Genomic DNA, 18,884 nt, shown 5'->3' on the forward strand with positions numbered 1-18,884 from the left:
TAAAGTTCTTTACAGGACGTTAAGAAAATGAGAACAAAGGGGCAACAGAACGGGAGGTTCACATGATCACGCTCAAGACACTCAAAACCATCGCATCACGATCCCATGCAACCTTGTTGCAGGATTCCATTGGTGCTGCTGCTTTGATTGTCATGTTTGTGGTTGGCCTGCATCTGCCTGCTTTTGTTTGATTTCTGCCTGCGGTCTCTTGCCGCTGTTGCTGTCGCATCCGTCCCAATTTGATGCACCAACGGTCACTGCCTGTCTTGTTGGATTTGGTTTTCCAAACAGCACAGCGGGTCCCACATGAGAAACGCTTTCCTTGCGCCGCCATCCCCTGCCGGGATGTGCGGCGTTTTTTTTGTCCAATTCTAATGTTTTAGGTGGCCTCAGTAACCATAAGCCAAACGCAATCCGCCCCAGTGGCGGCCGCCAGCATAGATTGGCGCAGAGAGATCTTTCATAAGCTTAAATTCACCACCGCCCATATCACGGCGATACACCTGCAGCAGAAAATTCTCGGTGTTGCGCCCGGCCTTAAGCCCAACGCGGTCATCAAAGATCCGGCGGTTCCGGGAATTGGCGGTGTTCCAAACCGGATCATCACCCTGCGGATGGGAGAATTTCAAGTTATGCGTGGGCAGATACCCATTTGTGTCCACCGCCGCACAGAACACAACACGCCGGTCAAACTGAAATGCAGGTTCTTGAAAATCCGGCAACAGCTGATCGAGAAATTCAGTTGCCTGTGTCAAAACCTGTTCTGGGTTTGTGTTGGGAACGCGGCGATAGCTCCGGTCGAACAAGTGTTCTGGTCGGATTTTGCCTTCCGTCAGGGCCTGATCAAACGCCGATGAGACATCGCGGGCAGTTTGTTGGACAAAAGTGATGAAGGGCGCATCAATTGAAGCGCCTCCAAGCGCGGCCGAATGCTGCACAATCTGTTCTGATGTTTCGATGACATTCAGCATTCTGGTGTTTGTTTTTGCGATCCCAGTGGTTGCCTCGCGTACGGTGCTGTCAATCTCGCGGACCGCGGGAGTTAGACGCCGCATCGCATCTTTCACCCGCTGAGTGCGCGATGAGATCTTTTGGGTTTGGGCATGTTCGCTTTCGATGGTGGCTTCCATCCGGCTGAGCGCGGTGTCGGTCTCTTCGGATTTTCCCAAGACGTCCGTGGCATTGTCAGCGGCGTTTTTTGCCTCCCGCCCCAAATCAGAAATCCAGCTGGTCAGGTTTTCGATGTTCTGGGAAATCTGGGTGGCGGCGACGCTGGTTTTTTGCGACAGATCGTTGATCGCATCGGCCACAACGGCAAAGCCGCGCCCGGCGTCACCTGCGCGTGCGGCCTCGATTTTTGCGTTGATTGCCAGTGTGTTGACCTGGGCAGCGATCACGGCAATTTCGCTGTTGTTGGCCTTGACCGCGTTCAATGTATCGCCCACAGATCCGGTGCGATCCCGCACCGATTTGACCCAGCCGGCCACATTGCGGGTACGATCACCAACATCGCGCACCAAGGCAACCGAAGTTTTGACATCACTTAATGCCTGATCGGATGTGATCGTCAGCGCATCCACCAAAGCGCCCATTTCGTCATTCACATTGGTCACTTCTTTGGCGCTGGCGCCCAAGGCATCAAGGGCCGACCGTTGGTGTTTGGCATGATTGTCCGCAAGATCCAGAAATCCCGCGATATCGACAATCTCAAAGCCAAGCGCCGCCGCAGCCTTGGCCAGTTTGTCCATCCGCCCGGTGGCATCAATGGGGATTTGCGCGGTCATATGCCCTCCTGATCTTCCATCAGGCAAGGCTTCGCAGGAATTGACTTACAATTTGCTAATTTTTTCCGAAGCAACGGTTTCCCGCATGGCTTCGGCAATGGCTTCAATCGCCAGCATGATCGAGGCATGACGATTTTTGTAATCCACGGCTGGGGTGAGCACCTCAAACCCGTCAAAGGGTGCATCCGGCACAGTGCCAGACCCTTTGAGCATCGCATGAAGCTGATCACGGCCCTTTTCGATAACGTCAAGCGTTGCGCCGGGCGCTGCTGCCCCCGTCACAGCCGCCGCCGCCTGACCCAATGCACAGGCCTTCACATCTTGGCCCAATGCCGCAAGCACCCCGTCCTTGACCGCAACATCCACTGTCACGGTCGATCCGCACAAAGGGGAGCGGCGTTTGACCGTGGCATCCGGCGCCTCCAACCGGCCCAGATGCGGGATCTCGGCCGCGAGCGCCAGAATGCGTGCAGAGTACAATTTGATCAGATCGGTCTCGCCGGACATGGCTGTTTCCTTTGTCGCTTATTGCCTACATAAGCTCTTGAGACAAAGATGCAAAACTTTTGAAGAGGCCGCAAATGACCTTTGATCCCACGACTTTGAAATTCAACGACGCAGGGTTGCTGCCGGTTATCGCGCAAGATGCAGACAGCCTTGAGGTTTTGATGCTGGCATGGATGAACGCCCAAAGCATTCAGCGCACACTGGACAGTGGTAACGTCACTTATTGGAGCCGTTCGCGGCAGGAATACTGGGTCAAGGGCGCGACCAGTGGTCATCATCAGGAGCTGGTCGATCTACGCTATGATTGTGATCGCGACTGTATTTTGGTTCTGGTGCGTCAGACTGGCCCGGCCTGTCACACCGGACGGCGGAGCTGCTTTTTTACCGCTGTGCGGGATGGGGCGGAGATTGAGCTGTCAAAGCCTATGCAGGATTGAGTTACCTACATGAAGGTAGCCCTCTAAGGCATTACCATATTGCGAATTTCCTTCGGTGAGCGCCCCTCGGCACGATAAAGCGAAATCGCCCGCGCGTCATCCCGTTTGGCCAATCGCTTGCCGTGCTCGTCGCGGATCAGATCGTGATGGTGATAGGTCGGGTGCGGTAAGTTCAGCAGCGTTTGCAGCACGATATGGATCTTGGTGGCCTCGAACAGATCCTGACCGCGCACAACATCGGTGATCTCTTGTGCTGCATCATCAAGGACGACCGAAAGGTGATAAGAGGTACCCATGTCGCGCCGCGCCAAGACGATATCGCCGATCTCGTGAACCATCTGATCGGGGGTGAAGGTAATCCGCCCATGTTCACCTTGCGGCCCTTGGCCGGTCTCCTGAAAGGAAAATGTCTCATGGCTTGCCACTGCACGAGCCATATCAAGGCGCAGCGCTGCGTCCGTTGGCGGGACGCCTAGGCGGTTCTTGATCGCATTTGGGCGGCACGTGCCGGGATAGACCACACCATCTGGCCCAATCAAAGGATCAGCGCCTTCTTGCGGGGCGCTGGCGGCGGCGGCAATGTCTTTGCGGCTGCATCTGCAGGCATAGATCAGTTTGCGATCCCAAAGAGTTTGCAAAGTGTCTTTGTAAATTTGCAAACGTTTGGATTGACGCATGACAGGTTCTGGCCAGGTCAGCCCAAGCCAATGAAGGTCGTCATAGATCTGACGTTCCCATTCCGCACGGGCACGGGATTGATCAATGTCTTCGATCCGCAACAGTAATTCGCCTTGCTGCCGTACAGCCATGTCATGGGCAATGAGGGCAGAATAGGCATGACCAAGGTGCAGCGGGCCGGTTGGTGATGGGGCAAATCTGGTGCGAAACATCAATTCTTTTCAAGTACATAAACCTTGGCCTTCAGGCCGATACCGGGAATATGATCGCCGTGTTCGGCAAACAAAAGCCGTGCAGCACCGCAATCTGTCCATTCCATCACGCGGGCCTCATATTGGGGCTCTTCCAATGCATGATCGTTGAAGGAAAACACAAATAGCCCATCCTTTGCCAAGCCATGCATGAGGCTGTCAAATACGCTGACCGGTGCAGCACCGGCGCCAATAACACCAATCGCCGCGATTGCAGCATACTCTCCGGGTTTGTGGCCCAACGCTTCACCGGGCCTGATCTGGCGCAGGTCGCGATAAACCGTTTTGCCACGCGCCTGCGCAAGCATATCGGAAGACACATCAACCCCGTCGATGGGATCAAACCCCGTCAACCGCAACGCCAGCCCGGACAGGCCGGTGCCACAGCCAAAATCAAGGATGGGGCGGGTTTTGTCGGGAATGTACTTTGCCAATGCCGCCGCACAACGGCCCGGCGTGGCATAGCCGTTCTCGCCCAATTCGGCTTCATAGCTGGCAGCCCAATCATCGTACAATTTGCGGGTTTCATCGGCATCCCGCGCGCCGTAGGCCTTGTCCAGATATTTTTCACTCATGCCGCAAGGTTAGGTGGCAGCAGGCAGCGGGTCAATGTTAACCGGCCAGCCACCCTTGCCAGTCGACCTTGGCGCGGTCGGTATAGGCCTTGTATCTGTCCTTGCGCCCCCGGCGCCCGGATTTCAGCCCTTCAACCGGCGGGAACAGTCCAAAATTCACATTCATCGGCTGAAACGTCTTGGCCTCGGCGCCGCCCGTAATGTGGGTGATCAAGGCGCCAGTGGCCGTGGTATCTGGCGGGGCGCTCGCGGTTTGGCCAAGGATTTCGGCGCTGGCCAAACGCCCGGCCAGCAGCCCCATCGCGGCACTTTCGACGTAACCTTCAACGCCTGTGATCTGCCCGGCAAAGCGGATATTGGGCCGCGTGCGCAGCCGCATCTGATCATCCAGAAGGGTTGGGGAATTGATAAACGAATTGCGATGAATGCCGCCCAAACGGGCAAAACTTGCATCCTGCAACCCAGGAATCATTTTGAAAACATCGGTTTGTGCGCCATACTTCATCTTTGTCTGAAAACCGACAATATTGTAAAGCGTGCCCAGTTTGTTGTCGCGCCGCAGCTGCACAACAGCATAGGCTTTGACATCCGGCTGATGCGGGTTGGTCAGGCCAACAGGTTTCATCGGGCCAAAGCGCAGGGTCTCGCGCCCGCGTTCGGCCATCACCTCGATCGGCAAGCAGCCATCGAAATAGCCCGCGGTTTCCCCCTCGCGGAACTCGGTCTTGTCCGCGGCCAAAAGCGCGTCAATGAATGCCTCGTATTGTTCCTTGTCCATCGGGCAATTGAGGTATGCGGTGCGCTCTTCCTCGGTCTCGCCTTTGTCATAACGCGACTGCATCCATGCCTTATCCATGTCGATGCTCTCGGCATAGACAATCGGCGCAATTGCATCAAAAAATGCCAATGCTTCGGCGCCCGTTTCGGTCGCAATCGCCTGTGCAAGCGCACCTGAGGTCAACGGGCCGGTGGCAATGATCCACTGGCCCTCTGTTGGCAGCTCGGTGATCTCACCATATTCAACGGTCACATTCGGATGCGCCAAAAGCGCATCTGTCACCGATTGCGCAAAGGGATCACGGTCCACGGCCAGGGCACCGCCTGCAGGCAGTTTGTGTTTGTCCGCGGTCGCCATGATCAACCCGTTCGCGGCGCGCATTTCCCAATGAAGCAGCCCGACAGCATTCTGCTCGCTGTCATCCGAGCGGAAGGAGTTGGAACAGACCATTTCCCCCAAAAGCCCGGTTTGATGCGCAAATGTACCCACTTTGGGCCGCATTTCGTGCAACACCACGGGAACGCCTGCGTTGGCTGCCTGCCAGGCGGCCTCTGATCCGGCCATGCCGCCGCCGATGATATGAAGTGTCTCTGTCATGCCTGCGATGTAGGGTAGGGCGCAGCAAGAGGCAATACACACAAGGGTATGCGGCCCGGTTCAGCGTCTGATTTTGAGGATTGCTGTGTTTTGGGGTCGCCGCTGCGGGAATGGTCGGTCAGTGAGAGGCTGACCTGGAGGGACCTTCCGCCGGCGGCGACCCAAAATCATCATAGACGTGTTCGTCTTGCCCTAAACATGCCCTAATCATGCCCCATTTGAAAGCGCTAAAAATTCAACACTCTGTTTCAAATGGGAAACAATCGAAATTCGTGGGCAGACTTAATCCTGCGACCAGTCCGGCGGGCGCTTTTCGAGAAAGGCATCGATGCCTTCTTTGGTGTCGTTGCGCAGCATATTTTGCACCATGACATCGCCGGCAAAAGCGTAGGCTTGTGCGGTGCTCATCTCAAGCTGTTGATAAAAGGCCTCTTTTCCGATCCGCACCGCAGGCCCAAGTTTCCCCGCGATCCGTTCGGCAAGGGCGGCGGTGGCACTGGCAAGGTCCGCCTCAGGCACGGCTTTGTTGATCAGGCCCAGATCAACGGCGCGGTCTGCGCTGATAAATTCGCCGGTGGTCAGCATCTCAAATGCCTGTTTTCGGGCGATATTGCGAGTCAATGCCACCATAGGTGTGGAGCAGAACAGGCCTATGTTCACCCCATTTACGCCAAATCGGCAGCTGTCTGTTGCAACCGCCAGATCGCAGGTCGCGACCAATTGGCATCCTGCAGCGGTGGCCAGCCCATGGACTTGCGCGATCACCGGCTGGGGCAGGGTCTGAATGCGGGTCATTACGGCGGTGCAGCGGTCAAACAAATCCTTGAACGCCGCCGCGCCGCCATCAGGGTTTTGCCGCATCGCCGTCATCTGGCGCAGATCATGGCCCGCACAAAAGGCTTTGCCTGTGCCCGCCAAGGTGATCACACGTGTCGTCGCGTCATTTGCAAAGTCGTCCAGAGTGGTTTGCAAAGCCGCCAACATCTCGTCCGACAGGGCATTTAGCCGCTCTGGCGCATTCATCGTCAGATGCGCCACCGCGCCCTGACGCTCTACTGTCAAAATTGTCATCTTGCCCTCCGCCACTTTCCACGCCAACTCTAGGCCAAGCGTTAAGGAGAGAACAAGTATGGCCGCTGTTATGACCGCGCAGGAACTCACTGAATTTATGCAGCTTGTGTTTGAACAGGTTGCCGATGACTTTTCAGTAGACCACGTCGGCGATGGGGAGGTCACAATGCGGCTTTTGACCCAAAAGAAACATCTGCGCCCCGGTGGAACGGTGTCGGGTCCGTCAATGTTCGCGCTGGCGGATGTGGCGGCCTATGTGGTTACGCTGTCGATGATCGGACCAAAGGCCTTGGCAGTGACGACAAACTGTTCGATTGATTTTATGCGCAAACCTGTGGCCGATGTGCCGCTCGTGGCCCATGCCAAACTGCTTAAACTGGGTAAACAGCTGTCTGTGAGTGATGTGATGATCTATTCCGAGGGCATGGACAAGCCAGTGGCGCGGGCCACGCTGACCTATGCAATCCCGCCTAAGTCCATGGGTTAAATACAAAAAGGGGCCGGGGAAACCCGGCCCAAGTGAAGAGGTCTGGAACCTGTCACGGGGATGTTACAGCTTCCAGAACACGCGGGAGGCCTCGCTCAAAGCCTGGTCCGGTGTCAGTCCCACATCGCGCAGCTGCCACGCTTCAAGCTGTTTGAGCGCTTGTCGTGTGCGATAGCGAGTGGCCCAATTCGTCACGCAGACCGCAAATTTCACCGCCAGAATTGCGACAATCGGCATGCCGCGCTGGTTCAGGTGCTTCATCACTTCGTGAGTGTGGGTCAATGCGTGTGCCATGGGGATCTCCTTCAATTATTGTATTGACACAATGCAGCCAATTGCTACAAGTTGAGTGATACAAATAATGATACAAAGCTGCCAGAGGTTTATTGTAATGGGTACAATTTGGTCTCCCGAGGTGCTGCAAGGCCCCGGACCTAAGTACAAAGCGGTGGTGGATGCCATCCGTGCGCAAATTGTATCGGGTACAATGCCGGAGGGCACCAAACTGCCGCCCGTGCGGGAATTGGCATGGCAGCTTAAGATCACACCGGGCACTGTGGCGCGGGCCTATACGATCCTGACCGATGACGGCACCTTGCGGGCCGAAGTGGGGCGCGGGACATTTGTTGCAGCGCCGCGGCAGGGTGAGGCGCCGCTTGGCCCGATTGAGGTCGATGTCGTGCGCCACAACACCCCCGAAACCAATGGCTATGTGAACCTTTATTCGCCGCATTTGCCAACTGTGGGGCAGGCGGGTTTGATCCGAAAATTGCTGGCAGAGATTGCCGCGGACCCGCCTTCGGGCGTGATGCACTACCCGACCCGCAACAGCTCAGAGCCGGCCCGTGCCGCGATGGCCGAATGGCTTAAGGGCACACCCATTGGCCCGGTAGATGCGCGTGACGTTGTGCTGTCACATGGCGGGCAAAGTGCCATCATGTTGATTTTACAAACTATTCTGAGGGGTCGCCGCCCTGTCGTGTTTATTGAGGAATTGGCCTATCCGGGCTTTCGGCGGACCGCAGAATTGTTGCGGGCCGAGGTGGTGCCAATCGCCATGGACAAAGACGGGGTGATCCCCGAAGCCCTTGCCGCAGCAGCGGCGCGCCACCCCGAAGGGCAGGTGTTTTGCACATCTCCCGAAGTGCACAGCCCCACATGCAGCTTTACCCCGATGTCGCGCAGACGCGCGTTGGTAGAGGTGTGCCGGGCGCATGATTTGCAGATTATGGAAGACGATTGTTACCGTATGGGCCGCGCCGAAGGGGCAGGATACCGGCAATTGGCGCCGGAACGCGGCTGGTATCTCAGCTCGCTTTCCAAATCCATTACACCGGCCCTGAGGGTTGGCTGCGCGGTTGCCCCGCGCGGCATGGAAAACGCACTCCACCGGACGGCGGAGCACAGCTATTTTGGCCTGGCGACGCCAATTACGGATTTGGTCGCCAAATTATTGGTACATCCCGCCTTGCCGCCGATTGCAGACGCGGTTTTGCAGGTTCTGGGCCATTATGTGCAAACAGCTGTGAACGTTCTGGGTGGTTATGACCTGCAATGGCGCGAAGATGTACCGTTTTTGTGGCTGTCTTTGCCGCAAGGTTGGCGGGCGACGGCCTTTTGTCAGGCCGCTGAGAAACAGGGCGTGCAGATCAGGGCGGCAGAAGAATTTGCCTGCCGTGACGCTCATAGCCCACATGCGGTGCGCATTTCGATCAACGCGGGCATTGACCTGGAAACTTTTGAGGCGGCCATGGTGCGGCTGGTCGGCCTGCTGGACAATCCACCGGAGCAAATTGGTGTGTAGACATGGGGTATTATAATACCTAATTTGCAAGATATTGATTTTGAACGATTATATTGATCTTGTGGTGCTTGACGTGACATTGGGGATGTTTATAACCCGCCCATCACTGACAGGTGCCGTGCATTTGCGCGGGGCCGATCACCACCAAACGGGAATTTCCGATGAAAACCTTCTCTGCAACACCGGCAGACATCGACAAGAAATGGATCATCATCGACGCTGAAGGCGTTGTTTTGGGCCGTCTTGCTTCGATCGTTGCCATGCGCTTGCGCGGCAAGCACAAGCCTTCTTACACGCCTCACATGGATTGTGGTGACAATGTCATCATCATCAATGCCGAAAAGATCCAGATGACCGGCAAGAAGCGCGAAGAAAAGTTCTACTGGCACACCGGCCACCCCGGCGGCATCAAAGAGCGGACCAAGGAACAGATCCTTGAAGGCGCGCATCCTGAGCGGATCCTGACCCTCGCGGTCAAGCGTATGCTGCCTGGCAACCGTCTGAGCCGTCAGATCATGACCAACCTGCGGGTCTATGCCGGTTCTGAACATCCACACGAGGCGCAAAGCCCCGAAGTTCTGGACGTGAAGTCCATGAACAGCAAAAACACGCGGAGTGCATGAGCATGGCTGACGAAATCAACACACTCGAAGATCTCGCACAGGTTGCCGGTATCGAAGCCGCACCAGAAGTTGAGATCACCCCACGTGAGCCCGTCCGCGACGAGCTGGGCCGGTCTTATGCCACAGGCAAACGTAAAGACGCGGTTGCCCGCGTTTGGATCAAGCCTGGTTCCGGCAAGGTTATGGTGAACGGCAAAGAGCAGAACACATATTTTGCCCGCCCCGTTTTGCAGATGATCCTTGCACAGCCTTTTGGCATCACCAACACCGAAGGTCAGTTTGACGTCTACGCCACCGTTAAAGGCGGCGGTCTGTCTGGTCAGGCGGGCGCGGTGAAGCACGGGATTTCCAAAGCTTTGCAGCTTTATGATCCCTCCCTGCGCGGCGCGCTCAAGGCGGCAGGCTTCCTGACCCGCGACAGCCGTGTGGTTGAGCGTAAGAAATACGGTAAAGCCAAAGCGCGTAAGAGCTTCCAGTTCTCCAAGCGCTAGACTTGGAACTTATCCAAATTTACTAACTATTTGGAAAGGCGTTGTTTTTTACAGCGCCTTTTCTGCATCTTGTGCTTACAAAAGTTTGACAAGGCAGTTTTACTAGACAGGTGACAGTGCTGGATTTACGTTTGTTTTACGACAAAACGGTACTGAGGCATGGCGATGAGTAAGAGCTACTTAAACAAAGTAGAATTGAAAGGTGGCCAAATAATTTTGTTCCATCGTCAAAATGCCCAACGTCCAGTTTATCATATGCGCATACATGTAAGGGGCATGAAGGACATTAGAGGTAACAAGGTTACTTATGTGCAGCGCAGTACGGGCGAAACTGATTTAGAAGAGGCGCGACGCATTGCGCTGGATGCTTTTGATGATTTGAAATTGAAGGCACGCGCGAAACAAGCTGTAACGACGCTGACTTTTTCAGAAATGTATGAGTTATGGTGGGAAAGTAAGAAGAAAATACTTGAGCAGCAGTGGTTTGCTAAGGGACGTACAGGAAAGAACAAGCGCGTTGAGTGGTATGAAAAACACGCGCAACGTTATTGGTTGGCTTACTTTGGGAAACACAAGGTTGAAGAGCTAACGCACAGCTTTGTACAAGGTTATTGGAACTGGCGGCAAACGTACTGGGCGCGAGCAAGCGAAGAAGAGCGAAAAAAGTATCCCAATCATGCTATAAATCCAGCCAAAAAAAGCTTGGACATGGAGCAGAGTGCGCTGCGTGAAGTGTTTGGCTGGGCAAATAGTATGAAGCTGATTAATTATACGCCGCTAATACAAAATCCATATGCGCGTAAAGGTATTAAGCCGAAGCGGCGTGCTAGCTTTGATGAAAGCGAGTTTTTGCTGCTGCAAGACTACATGGCGGAATGGGTACAAGGCAGGGGTAAGCACGATAGGCGCGTAAATGCTGCGCACAAACGAAACCGCAAGTTACTGCAAATATATGTCCATTTTCTTGCGTATACGGGGATGCGTACTGGTGAAGTGCTAAAGTTGAAGCACAAGGACATAGGATATGCGTTAATTGAAACGCGTGAAACTGGCTTGGTTATACAAGTTGCAGATGACACAAAAACTGGTGCGCGGGAAGTTACAAGTACGGCGGATTTGGTTGATTGGTACGAAGAGCTGTGCAAGCTGACAGGACATACAGAGCGAGACGACTGGTTGTTTTGTAATTGGCAAGGCAAGCAGATAACTGGTTTTTATAAGACGTTTGCAAAGCTTTTGGATGAAGCCGAGTTGCTTTACACGGAAAATGGGGACAGGCGCAGCGCATATAGTTTGCGGCACTACTATGCAGAGCAGATGTTTGCTGAGATAGGGCATACACATGCTGTGCTGGATATGCTTGCAACGAATATGGGCACGGGGCGTGATTACTTGGAAAGCTACTACATTAGGCGCGGCTTAATTGACGGGGAAGCGCTGGTACGCACAAGGCATGGCTACAGAGGCGTAGACGCTGTTGCGCATGACGTAAGCAGCTAGCAATTTTCTATGTCAAAATATTCAAGCAAATATTCGATCTGCGCAACGTGTGCTAACTGGGTTGGTGCTCGTAAAGCTGTTGGGCAGCGCGGAAACTACAAGCTGGTGAAGGCGCTGGAGCAGGAAGGCGACTGCTACGAGCAGAATTTGCGGAAGGGCGCGACTGCTACGTGCAATCAGTTTGAGCTTTGGGGTGTGCTTAAGCGTTAGCTACAGGTGCTCAAATAGCTTCATACAGCGCGTCGAACCTGGCGTCCGCATTCATACTGCATTTTGAGGTTGGTCGGCGCACACAGCGGGCGCACAGGGCGCTTGCGACACCAGCTAAGCTTGGGGTGGCAATTAGATAGCAAAAAAACGTGCAATTTTCTGGCGCTTGCGCATTTGCTCGGCTAGCGTGTGGTAGAGCAGTAAATGGAGCGCAGCAGCTATGTCGGCATTAGATCGAATTTTGGACGGCTTTAGAAACGCAGCTGTTACGGAGCGCGAAAAGGGTACGTATTTTGAACGGCTTGCGCTTGCGTACTTGCGCAATGATCCGATCCAAACGCAGCAGTTTAGTGAAGTTTGGACATATGGCGATTGGGCGAAAGAGAACGGATGGACGGGCAAAGACACTGGCATTGATTTGGTAGCAAAGCTTGCTGACGAAGACGGCTATGCAGCTGTGCAGTGCAAATTCTATGCTGCAAATAAGAAAATTCAAATTGGAGATATTCAGACCTTTATTACTGCTTCTGGCAAGGCTCCGTTTAGCCAGCGTTTGTTTATCGACACAACTGAGGTGGATTGGGGCGAAAACGCTGAGGATGCAATACGCGGGCAAAGCATACCGGTTGTGCGTGTTGGGCTTGATGCGTTGCGCGACAGCGCGATTGACTGGAGCGTTTACGAGGCAAGTGACAAAGTGCAGCTGCGCAATAAAAAGCAACTGCATTCACATCAAAAGCTTGCACTTGAACACGTAGGCAAAGGCTTTGAACAGGGCGATAGGGGCAAGCTGATTATGGCTTGCGGCACGGGCAAGACATTTACAGCACTGCGGATTGCAGAAGCTGTTGCTGGCAAGGGCAAACGTGTTTTGTTTTTGGTGCCATCGCTAGCGCTAATTGCGCAGACAGTGCGTGAATGGACATACGACACAGAACTGGAACTTAGATCGTTTGCTGTTTGCAGCGATGCGCAGGTAGGTAAGCGACGCAAAGACAGGGATGATGTTGCTGAAATTGAAGTGCACGAACTTGAGTTTCCGGCAACTACGCAGCCAGAAAAGCTCGTCGAAAAAGCTGGCGTTGATGATACGGAACGCATGACTGTTGTTTTTAGCACGTATCAAAGCATTCCAGTTATCACAGCTGCGCAAGAACAAGGCTTACAGGAGTTTGATCTTGTTATTTGCGATGAAGCGCACAGAACAACAGGCGCTACTATTGACGGAGAAGACGAAAGCAACTTTGTGCGCGTGCATGACAATAAATATGTAGCGGGTGCAAAACGACTTTATATGACAGCGACACCACGCATTTTTGGTGATAACGCACGGACAAAAGCAGCAGAAGCGGCAGTTACGCTTTGTGACATGGACGATGAAGAAATTTACGGTCCAACATTTTTTACGCGCGGCTTTAGCTGGGCCGTAGAGAACGGCATGCTTACGGACTACAAAGTGATCGTGCTTGCAATGGACGAGACGCTAGTAAGCAGGGGTGTGCAGGGACGTATTGCTGCGGACAACGAATTGCAGCTAGACGACGCTACAAAGATTATTGGCTGCTACAAGGCGCTGATTAAGCAGGGTGGTGATGATGATTTTGCAGTTGATGCGCAACCAATGCGGCGTGCAATTGCGTTCTGCAAAGACATTCGATCAAGCAAGCTAATTGAACGCGAGTTCGGTGCTGTTGTTGATGAATTTAACGGAACAACGGTGTTAGACGACGAAGACGCGGAGCACATAAGCTGTGAAGTGAAGCACGTTGACGGAACATTTAACGCGAAGACACGTGGTGAACTGCTACACTGGCTGAGCGACGATGTAGCAAACGACAGCTGTAAGATTTTGAGCAACGCACGCTGTTTAAGCGAGGGTGTGGATGTGCCCGCATTAGACGCGATCATGTTCTTGCATCCACGCAAATCCCAAATCGACGTTGTGCAAAGTGTTGGACGCGTGATGCGCAGAGCGGAAGGCAAGAAGCTTGGCTATGTTATTTTGCCAGTTGTTATTCCAGCAAACGTAACACCAGAAGCAGCACTGAACGACAACGAGCGCTACAAAGTTGTTTGGCAGATTTTGAACGCGTTGCGTGCACATGACGACAGGTTTGATGCGACGATTAACAAACTTGAACTGAACAACGATACAGGCGGGCAGATTGAAGTCGTCGCAATTGCTGAGAACTTACCACAAAAACAAACGGCTGGTAGCGAAGGCGCTGGCATTGGTGGCGAAGGCGGCGATGATGGTGAGCGCGACACACAAACGCGCACTGACGATCAGATCAGCTTTATATTTGATGAATTTCCGGCAGCTATACGCGCGAAGATCGTGCAGAAATGTGGACGGCGCACGTACTGGGAAGACTGGGCAAAAGACATTGGGAAGATTGCACAGCAGCACATTGAGCGCATCAATGCGATTTTAGACACAGGCGTAGAAGAACGGGCTGTGTTTGATGCGTTTTTGGAAGAAATACGCGACGACTTGAACGGAGCAGTTACAGAAGACGAAGCTGTTGAAATGCTAGCACAGCACTTGATTACGAAGCCCGTGTTCGATGCGTTGTTTAGCGATTACAACTTTGCTGGTCAAAATCCCGTTTCCCAAGCAATGCAAAAAGTCGTTGCTGTGCTTGAACCGAAAAACATACAGAAAGAAGCGCAAGCGCTTGAGGGCTTTTACGACAGTGTAAAACGGCGTGCTGCTGGTATTGATAACGCTGAGGGCAAGCAGAAGATTATTGTTGAGCTGTACGACAAATTTTTTAAGACAGCGTTTCCAAAGCTAACTGAAAAGCTCGGCATCGTATATACGCCAGTGCAAGTGGTGGATTTCATTATCCACAGCGTAAACGACATTTTGCAGCAAGAGTTTAACGAAACACTTGGCAGCAAAAACGTGCATATTATTGATCCTTTTACAGGTACAGGCACGTTTGTGACGCGGCTGCTGCAAAGCGGACTGATTGACGCTGCGGACTTGGAGTACAAGTACAAGAACGAGATACATGCAAACGAGATTGTGCTGCTTGCATACTACATTGCGGCAATCAATATCGAAGCAACTTACCACAGCATAAGCGGAAATGATTACACACCGTTTACAGGTATTTGCCTAACTGACACGTTTGAAATGTACGAAAGCGACGACATGGTTGCTGCACTAATGGCTGACAACAGTGAACGACGCACGCGACAGAAGGCACTGGATATACGCGTCATTGTGGGAAATCCACCATACAATGTTGCAGACACTGGCGTTGAATACAAAGACTTGAACGCGAGGATTGCAGAAACGTATGCAGCGCGGACAAATTCAACGCTAAAAGGATCTTTGTACGACAGCTACATCAAAGCGATACGTTGGGCGAGTGACAGGATTGGCGACAGCGGCGTTATTGGATTTGTGACTAATGGCGGCTGGATTGATGGCAACGCTATGGGTGGAATGAGGCAGTGTTTAGAGGAAGAATTTTCCAGCATTTACGTGTTTAACTTGCGTGGCAATGCAAGAACAAGCGGTGAGCAAAGGCGCAAGGAGAGCGGCAACGCATTTGGTGAAGGAAGTAGAGCACCGGTTGCAGTTTCGTTCCTAGTTAAGAACCCAAATGCAAAAGAGCATGGCAAAATTTACTACAACGACATTGGCGATTACTTAACGCGAGAACAGAAGCTTGCGAAGGTAGCTGCTTACAAAAGCATAAAAGGCATGGCTGAAGCCGAAGCGTGGGAACTTGTAAAAGCTGATGAATTTGGAGACTGGATAAACAAACGCGATTTGAGTTTTAACAGACACTTGTTGATAGGTGATAAAAGCAAAGGCAACGGCGAAAAGCTTTTTGCAGAGTACAGTAATGGCGTCCAAACTGCAGCTGATGCCTGGCTTTACAACTCGTCCAACAGCGTTGTTTCTGAAAATCTAAATGGAATGGTTAAGGAATACAGTAAGCGCTTAGCTGAGTATAAAGATCAACAAACACAGACTAGCGTGAAGGAATTTGTTGGGGACGGCAGCAATAAATTGAGTTGGCATGATGGATTATATGCGAAGCTAGACAGGTTTGATGAGCACGACGGAGTAATAACGAAAAGTATTCAAAGTGATTATCGACCGTTTACACCGCAGTATTTAGGGAATGACAAATTCTTTTTGCAGCGTTCCGGTAAAATGGAAGAAATCTTTTGCGGCGGTCAAGTTGACAACTTAGCAATTGGGGTAACTGGCGTCGGCGCAAAGTCGTTTTCGTGCCTAATTGTATCGCGTGTTATTAGCAGGGATCAGCTACAAAAAGGGCAGTTTTTTCCCTTAAAAATTTACGAGAAGTACGAAGTGACTGAAGGTGAAAGCGACCTGTTTGCTGGTGATGGAGCAAGCAACGGCTATGCGGTGAAAGACGGCATAACAGACTATGGCTTGAAGCACTTTAGGGATGCTTACAGCAATGCAAGCATAACTAAGGAAGACATCTTCTATTACACGTATGGCTTGCTGCACAGCGAAGACTACAGAACGCGCTACGCAGACAATTTAAGCAAGCAGCTACCGCGCATTCCAGCTGTAAAAAAGGAAGCGGACTTTTGGACATTTGTAGAAGCTGGGCGCAAGCTAGGTGATTTGCATGTGAATTACGAAAGTGCAGAATTGTACCCAGTTACAATTGCAGAAGGCGATCTGCGCTTAGCAAACATTGATGATCCAGTTAGCTTTTATCGGGTTGAACAGATGCGTTATGCTGGAAAACGCGGCAGTGACAAGACGACGCTTCATTATAACAACAACATTACGATGACTGATATTCCACTTGCTGCGTATGACTACGTTGTGAACGGCAAAAGTGCACTGGACTGGGTAGTTGAACGGCAGCGTGTAAAAACTGATCCAAAAAGTGGTATTGTGAACGATGCGAATGATTATGCGAACGAAACAATGAACAACCCAGCCTATCCGCTTGAACTATTTCAGCGTGTCATAACAGTAAGCTTGGAGACAATGAAGATTGTGAACAGCTTGCCGAAACTAGAATTGGAGTGATTGTAGAATGAATACAATAGAAATTGAAAAAACTGCGTCTGATTTCTTGTGCGACCTTCTCCCAATAAATACGCTAATAGGCTATGATGAACCTGTATTTGAAGTGCACACAGAGCCAGAAATCAGTTTGCTGAATGAATTCAGCGACGAGAATAAAATGTGCTTGAAGATTAAGCGGTGTGGCAACAAATACACTGCAAGAATTTACAATTGGCATTCACATTCTGTTTGTTTAACTGGGCTCTATTTTGAAAAATCTATTAATTTTGATTTGCATCAACGTGATACGCATATATTTAAATTTGCTGGAAATATAGCAAATGGGCAAGGCGCAAGATTTTTCTTCAAAGCGTTAGGGGCGCGCAATGTAGAGTTGAGTGTTGAGGCACCTCGTAATGTTATGCAATATTTGGAGGATAATGAAGAGGAGTATGTTCCTATTGCAGTAGTATCTCTTTCCATATCATTTTTCGATGAGGGTCAAGCTGAGCTAAAAAAGATTTGTGATCGACTGCAAGACAAGTATGCGAGCTTTGAAAAGCAAATTACCGTCAGCGTATTGTCACAAAGTTATAAGAACTTTCATAGTCTTACTGGATTAACGAAGGAACAGTTTTACAAGCCAGCCTTTGCAGATAACAGATTTGACCGGTTTTTTGACGAAATTTAGCGATGCACAAGCGCGAAACTCGGATGCAAAAGCTGCAAGAAATTGCAGAGCAGCTTAGGCGTGGAAAAAACGTGCAAAACCGGAAGCTGCAAGCTTGGCTAAGCGTTGAAGGGTACGAGCAGTATTTATCGGATTGGGCAGATCAGAAAGAGTTACGCGAAGAACTGACTGTTAAACCAAGTGCCGTGCTGGAATACGAGGAATTGCTGCGGACAGCTACGTTTTGGCACAACAGGGCTGTAGCTGCTGAGGCGCGTGGACAAGCTTCGCATAGTGAGCTGGATGATAGGGCTACTGACTACTACGAACGCGCATTGGAGCGGCTTGAGGAGAGCGTACACAATGACGCAAGTTTATATGCTTGGTTTGATAGGGATTTAGATTTTAGGGCTGGAAGCGAATTGCAAGCAAATGCAGGTAGCATGCCGATTGTTGTTACAAGCAGAAGTGCGGACAACAGGGGCGGGGGGCTAGCGTTTGCAAAGCAGACCAAGCAAGAGGTTAAACTTGCCGCTGTAGAACGTGAGATTTTGAACTTGGAAGCTGATGTACGGGGGACAGCTGTTAGTTTGGGCGATTTGCTTGGGCGAAATGTTGGTGATGATTAGACGTAAGAAAAACGTGCATAAATAGTAGCGCGTACCGAAAATGCTAGCTGCGCAGTTTTTGGTGGTGGAGTACTTACAAATTTGGGGTGGTGATTTTGCACATAGACGAAGTGATTGGCGCGAAAGAGCAAAAGAGCAAAGTGGACAAGAAGACTGACTTTGAGAAGAACACAACGAAGCTGCGTAGCAAAGAGCGCAAGCTAGATGCAATAAAAGCGGTTAAACCTGTATCGCCAAACTAGAAGTGTGCTGAAACCTACGAAAACTGCACGGTTTTGATACTTTTTAGGATGTTTGAGAATTGGGTTGACGAGATGAACGACATGCATAGTGCAAATGCTCTTTCATGTCCTTTTGTACCTTTTGCTCTTTAGTAATCGACCAGTTCAACCGCGCTACGCAGTTTGTTCTCGTTCAAGTCAATATAGCGCATGGTGGTGTTGAGATGCTTGTGGCGCGCGAGCGCCTGTATAACACGTGCGTTAATGCCCTTGTCAGCCAGCTCTGTCACAAACTGCCTGCGCCCGCTGTGCGAGCTTGCGCCAGTTACAGCAGCCGCTTTATAAAGCGTCTGAAACAAGTTCACTATCGTCTGCGCTGTAAAGCCCGCGCCTTTAGCTGAAAACACAAGTGGAGCGTTGAGTTGTTGAGTGCGAACTGGATACTGTGCAGCGTATTGAACCGCCCCGGTTTTACCGGAGACTGTTAAGCTCGTATTTCAAGCTGCAATGTCGTCAGTTTTCAAGCCTTGATAGTATGCGTCCTCGGCTTC

At 51.7% G+C, this 18,884-nt stretch carries 18 protein-coding genes; 10 read left to right on the forward strand and 8 right to left on the reverse strand.

Going from position 1 to position 18,884, the window contains the following annotated elements; genetic code table 11:
* The first annotated feature begins 62 nt into the window (after window positions 1-62).
* A complete protein-coding gene (locus C8N31_RS20640; RefSeq protein ID WP_259274285.1) occupies window positions 63-191 on the forward strand; it encodes a hypothetical protein in 129 nt (42 codons plus the stop codon).
* Between the two features lie 198 nt (window positions 192-389).
* Here C8N31_RS20640 and C8N31_RS07125 read toward each other — a convergent pair whose 3' ends face one another.
* Both C8N31_RS07125 and C8N31_RS07130 read right to left on the reverse strand, forming a co-directional pair.
* Complete coding sequence (locus C8N31_RS07125; protein ID WP_025048145.1) at window positions 390-1,784, reverse strand: methyl-accepting chemotaxis protein; 1,395 nt, start codon at window positions 1,782-1,784, stop codon at window positions 390-392.
* 45 nt (window positions 1,785-1,829) lie between these two features.
* Window positions 1,830-2,291, reverse strand: coding sequence for an iron-sulfur cluster assembly scaffold protein (locus C8N31_RS07130; protein ID WP_025048144.1), 462 nt, complete (start codon window positions 2,289-2,291; stop codon window positions 1,830-1,832).
* Window positions 2,292-2,365: 74 nt separating this feature from the next.
* Here C8N31_RS07130 and hisI point away from each other — a divergent pair, with 74 nt between their 5' ends.
* Window positions 2,366-2,728 carry a phosphoribosyl-AMP cyclohydrolase gene (hisI, locus tag C8N31_RS07135; protein WP_025048143.1) on the forward strand — a complete coding sequence of 121 codons (363 nt, stop codon included), beginning with the start codon at window positions 2,366-2,368 and terminating at the stop codon, window positions 2,726-2,728.
* A gap of 23 nt (window positions 2,729-2,751) precedes the next feature.
* Here hisI and gluQRS read toward each other — a convergent pair whose 3' ends face one another.
* The 4 genes from gluQRS to C8N31_RS07155 form a co-directional block, all read right to left on the reverse strand.
* On the reverse strand, window positions 2,752-3,618 hold the full coding sequence (gluQRS, locus tag C8N31_RS07140) for a tRNA glutamyl-Q(34) synthetase GluQRS (protein WP_037918377.1): 867 nt from the start codon (window positions 3,616-3,618) through the stop codon (window positions 2,752-2,754).
* A complete protein-coding gene (locus C8N31_RS07145; RefSeq protein WP_025048141.1) occupies window positions 3,618-4,232 on the reverse strand; it encodes a class I SAM-dependent DNA methyltransferase in 615 nt (204 codons plus the stop codon). Before C8N31_RS07145 ends, gluQRS begins: the two co-directional genes overlap by 1 nt.
* Before the next feature lie 37 nt (window positions 4,233-4,269).
* Complete coding sequence (gene trmFO, locus C8N31_RS07150) at window positions 4,270-5,607, reverse strand: methylenetetrahydrofolate--tRNA-(uracil(54)-C(5))-methyltransferase (FADH(2)-oxidizing) TrmFO (RefSeq protein WP_025048140.1); 1,338 nt, start codon at window positions 5,605-5,607, stop codon at window positions 4,270-4,272.
* A gap of 282 nt (window positions 5,608-5,889) precedes the next feature.
* Window positions 5,890-6,678: an enoyl-CoA hydratase gene (locus C8N31_RS07155; RefSeq protein WP_025048139.1), complete on the reverse strand. Its 789-nt coding sequence runs from the start codon at window positions 6,676-6,678 to the stop codon at window positions 5,890-5,892.
* 58 nt (window positions 6,679-6,736) lie between these two features.
* On the opposite strand from C8N31_RS07155, the gene C8N31_RS07160 reads away from it, so the two are divergent.
* Complete coding sequence (locus tag C8N31_RS07160) at window positions 6,737-7,165, forward strand: PaaI family thioesterase (protein WP_025048138.1); 429 nt, start codon at window positions 6,737-6,739, stop codon at window positions 7,163-7,165.
* Between the two features lie 63 nt (window positions 7,166-7,228).
* Here C8N31_RS07160 and C8N31_RS07165 read toward each other — a convergent pair whose 3' ends face one another.
* Window positions 7,229-7,459, reverse strand: coding sequence for a DUF1127 domain-containing protein (locus C8N31_RS07165; RefSeq protein WP_025048137.1), 231 nt, complete (start codon window positions 7,457-7,459; stop codon window positions 7,229-7,231).
* A 97-nt stretch (window positions 7,460-7,556) separates the two neighbouring features.
* Here C8N31_RS07165 and C8N31_RS07170 point away from each other — a divergent pair, with 97 nt between their 5' ends.
* From C8N31_RS07170 to C8N31_RS07205, 7 genes are all read left to right on the forward strand, one after another.
* Window positions 7,557-8,969 carry an aminotransferase-like domain-containing protein gene (locus tag C8N31_RS07170; RefSeq protein ID WP_025048136.1) on the forward strand — a complete coding sequence of 471 codons (1,413 nt, stop codon included), beginning with the start codon at window positions 7,557-7,559 and terminating at the stop codon, window positions 8,967-8,969.
* 161 nt (window positions 8,970-9,130) lie between these two features.
* Entirely contained in the window at window positions 9,131-9,592 is a 462-nt protein-coding gene (gene rplM, locus C8N31_RS07175) for a 50S ribosomal protein L13 (protein WP_025048135.1), read from the forward strand.
* Window positions 9,593-9,594: 2 nt separating this feature from the next.
* Window positions 9,595-10,083 (forward strand): 30S ribosomal protein S9, encoded by a 489-nt coding sequence (gene rpsI, locus C8N31_RS07180; RefSeq protein WP_037907591.1) that lies wholly within the window; start codon window positions 9,595-9,597, stop codon window positions 10,081-10,083.
* A 159-nt stretch (window positions 10,084-10,242) separates the two neighbouring features.
* Window positions 10,243-11,583: a tyrosine-type recombinase/integrase gene (locus C8N31_RS07185; protein ID WP_025048133.1), complete on the forward strand. Its 1,341-nt coding sequence runs from the start codon at window positions 10,243-10,245 to the stop codon at window positions 11,581-11,583.
* A gap of 430 nt (window positions 11,584-12,013) precedes the next feature.
* Complete coding sequence (locus C8N31_RS07195) at window positions 12,014-16,834, forward strand: DEAD/DEAH box helicase (RefSeq protein ID WP_025048131.1); 4,821 nt, start codon at window positions 12,014-12,016, stop codon at window positions 16,832-16,834.
* A 7-nt stretch (window positions 16,835-16,841) separates the two neighbouring features.
* The gene (locus C8N31_RS07200) at window positions 16,842-17,504 is read left to right on the forward strand and encodes a hypothetical protein (protein WP_025048130.1); all 663 of its coding nucleotides are present in this window, start codon (window positions 16,842-16,844) and stop codon (window positions 17,502-17,504) included.
* A gap of 23 nt (window positions 17,505-17,527) precedes the next feature.
* Window positions 17,528-18,112 carry a hypothetical protein gene (locus tag C8N31_RS07205; RefSeq protein ID WP_146173113.1) on the forward strand — a complete coding sequence of 195 codons (585 nt, stop codon included), beginning with the start codon at window positions 17,528-17,530 and terminating at the stop codon, window positions 18,110-18,112.
* A gap of 370 nt (window positions 18,113-18,482) precedes the next feature.
* On the opposite strand, the gene C8N31_RS07210 is transcribed toward C8N31_RS07205, so the two are convergent.
* Complete coding sequence (locus C8N31_RS07210) at window positions 18,483-18,740, reverse strand: tyrosine-type recombinase/integrase (protein WP_025048128.1); 258 nt, start codon at window positions 18,738-18,740, stop codon at window positions 18,483-18,485.
* Between the last annotated feature and the right edge of the window lie 144 nt (window positions 18,741-18,884).

Source organism: Sulfitobacter mediterraneus (genome assembly GCF_003054325.1).
GTDB lineage: Bacteria > Pseudomonadota > Alphaproteobacteria > Rhodobacterales > Rhodobacteraceae > Sulfitobacter > Sulfitobacter mediterraneus.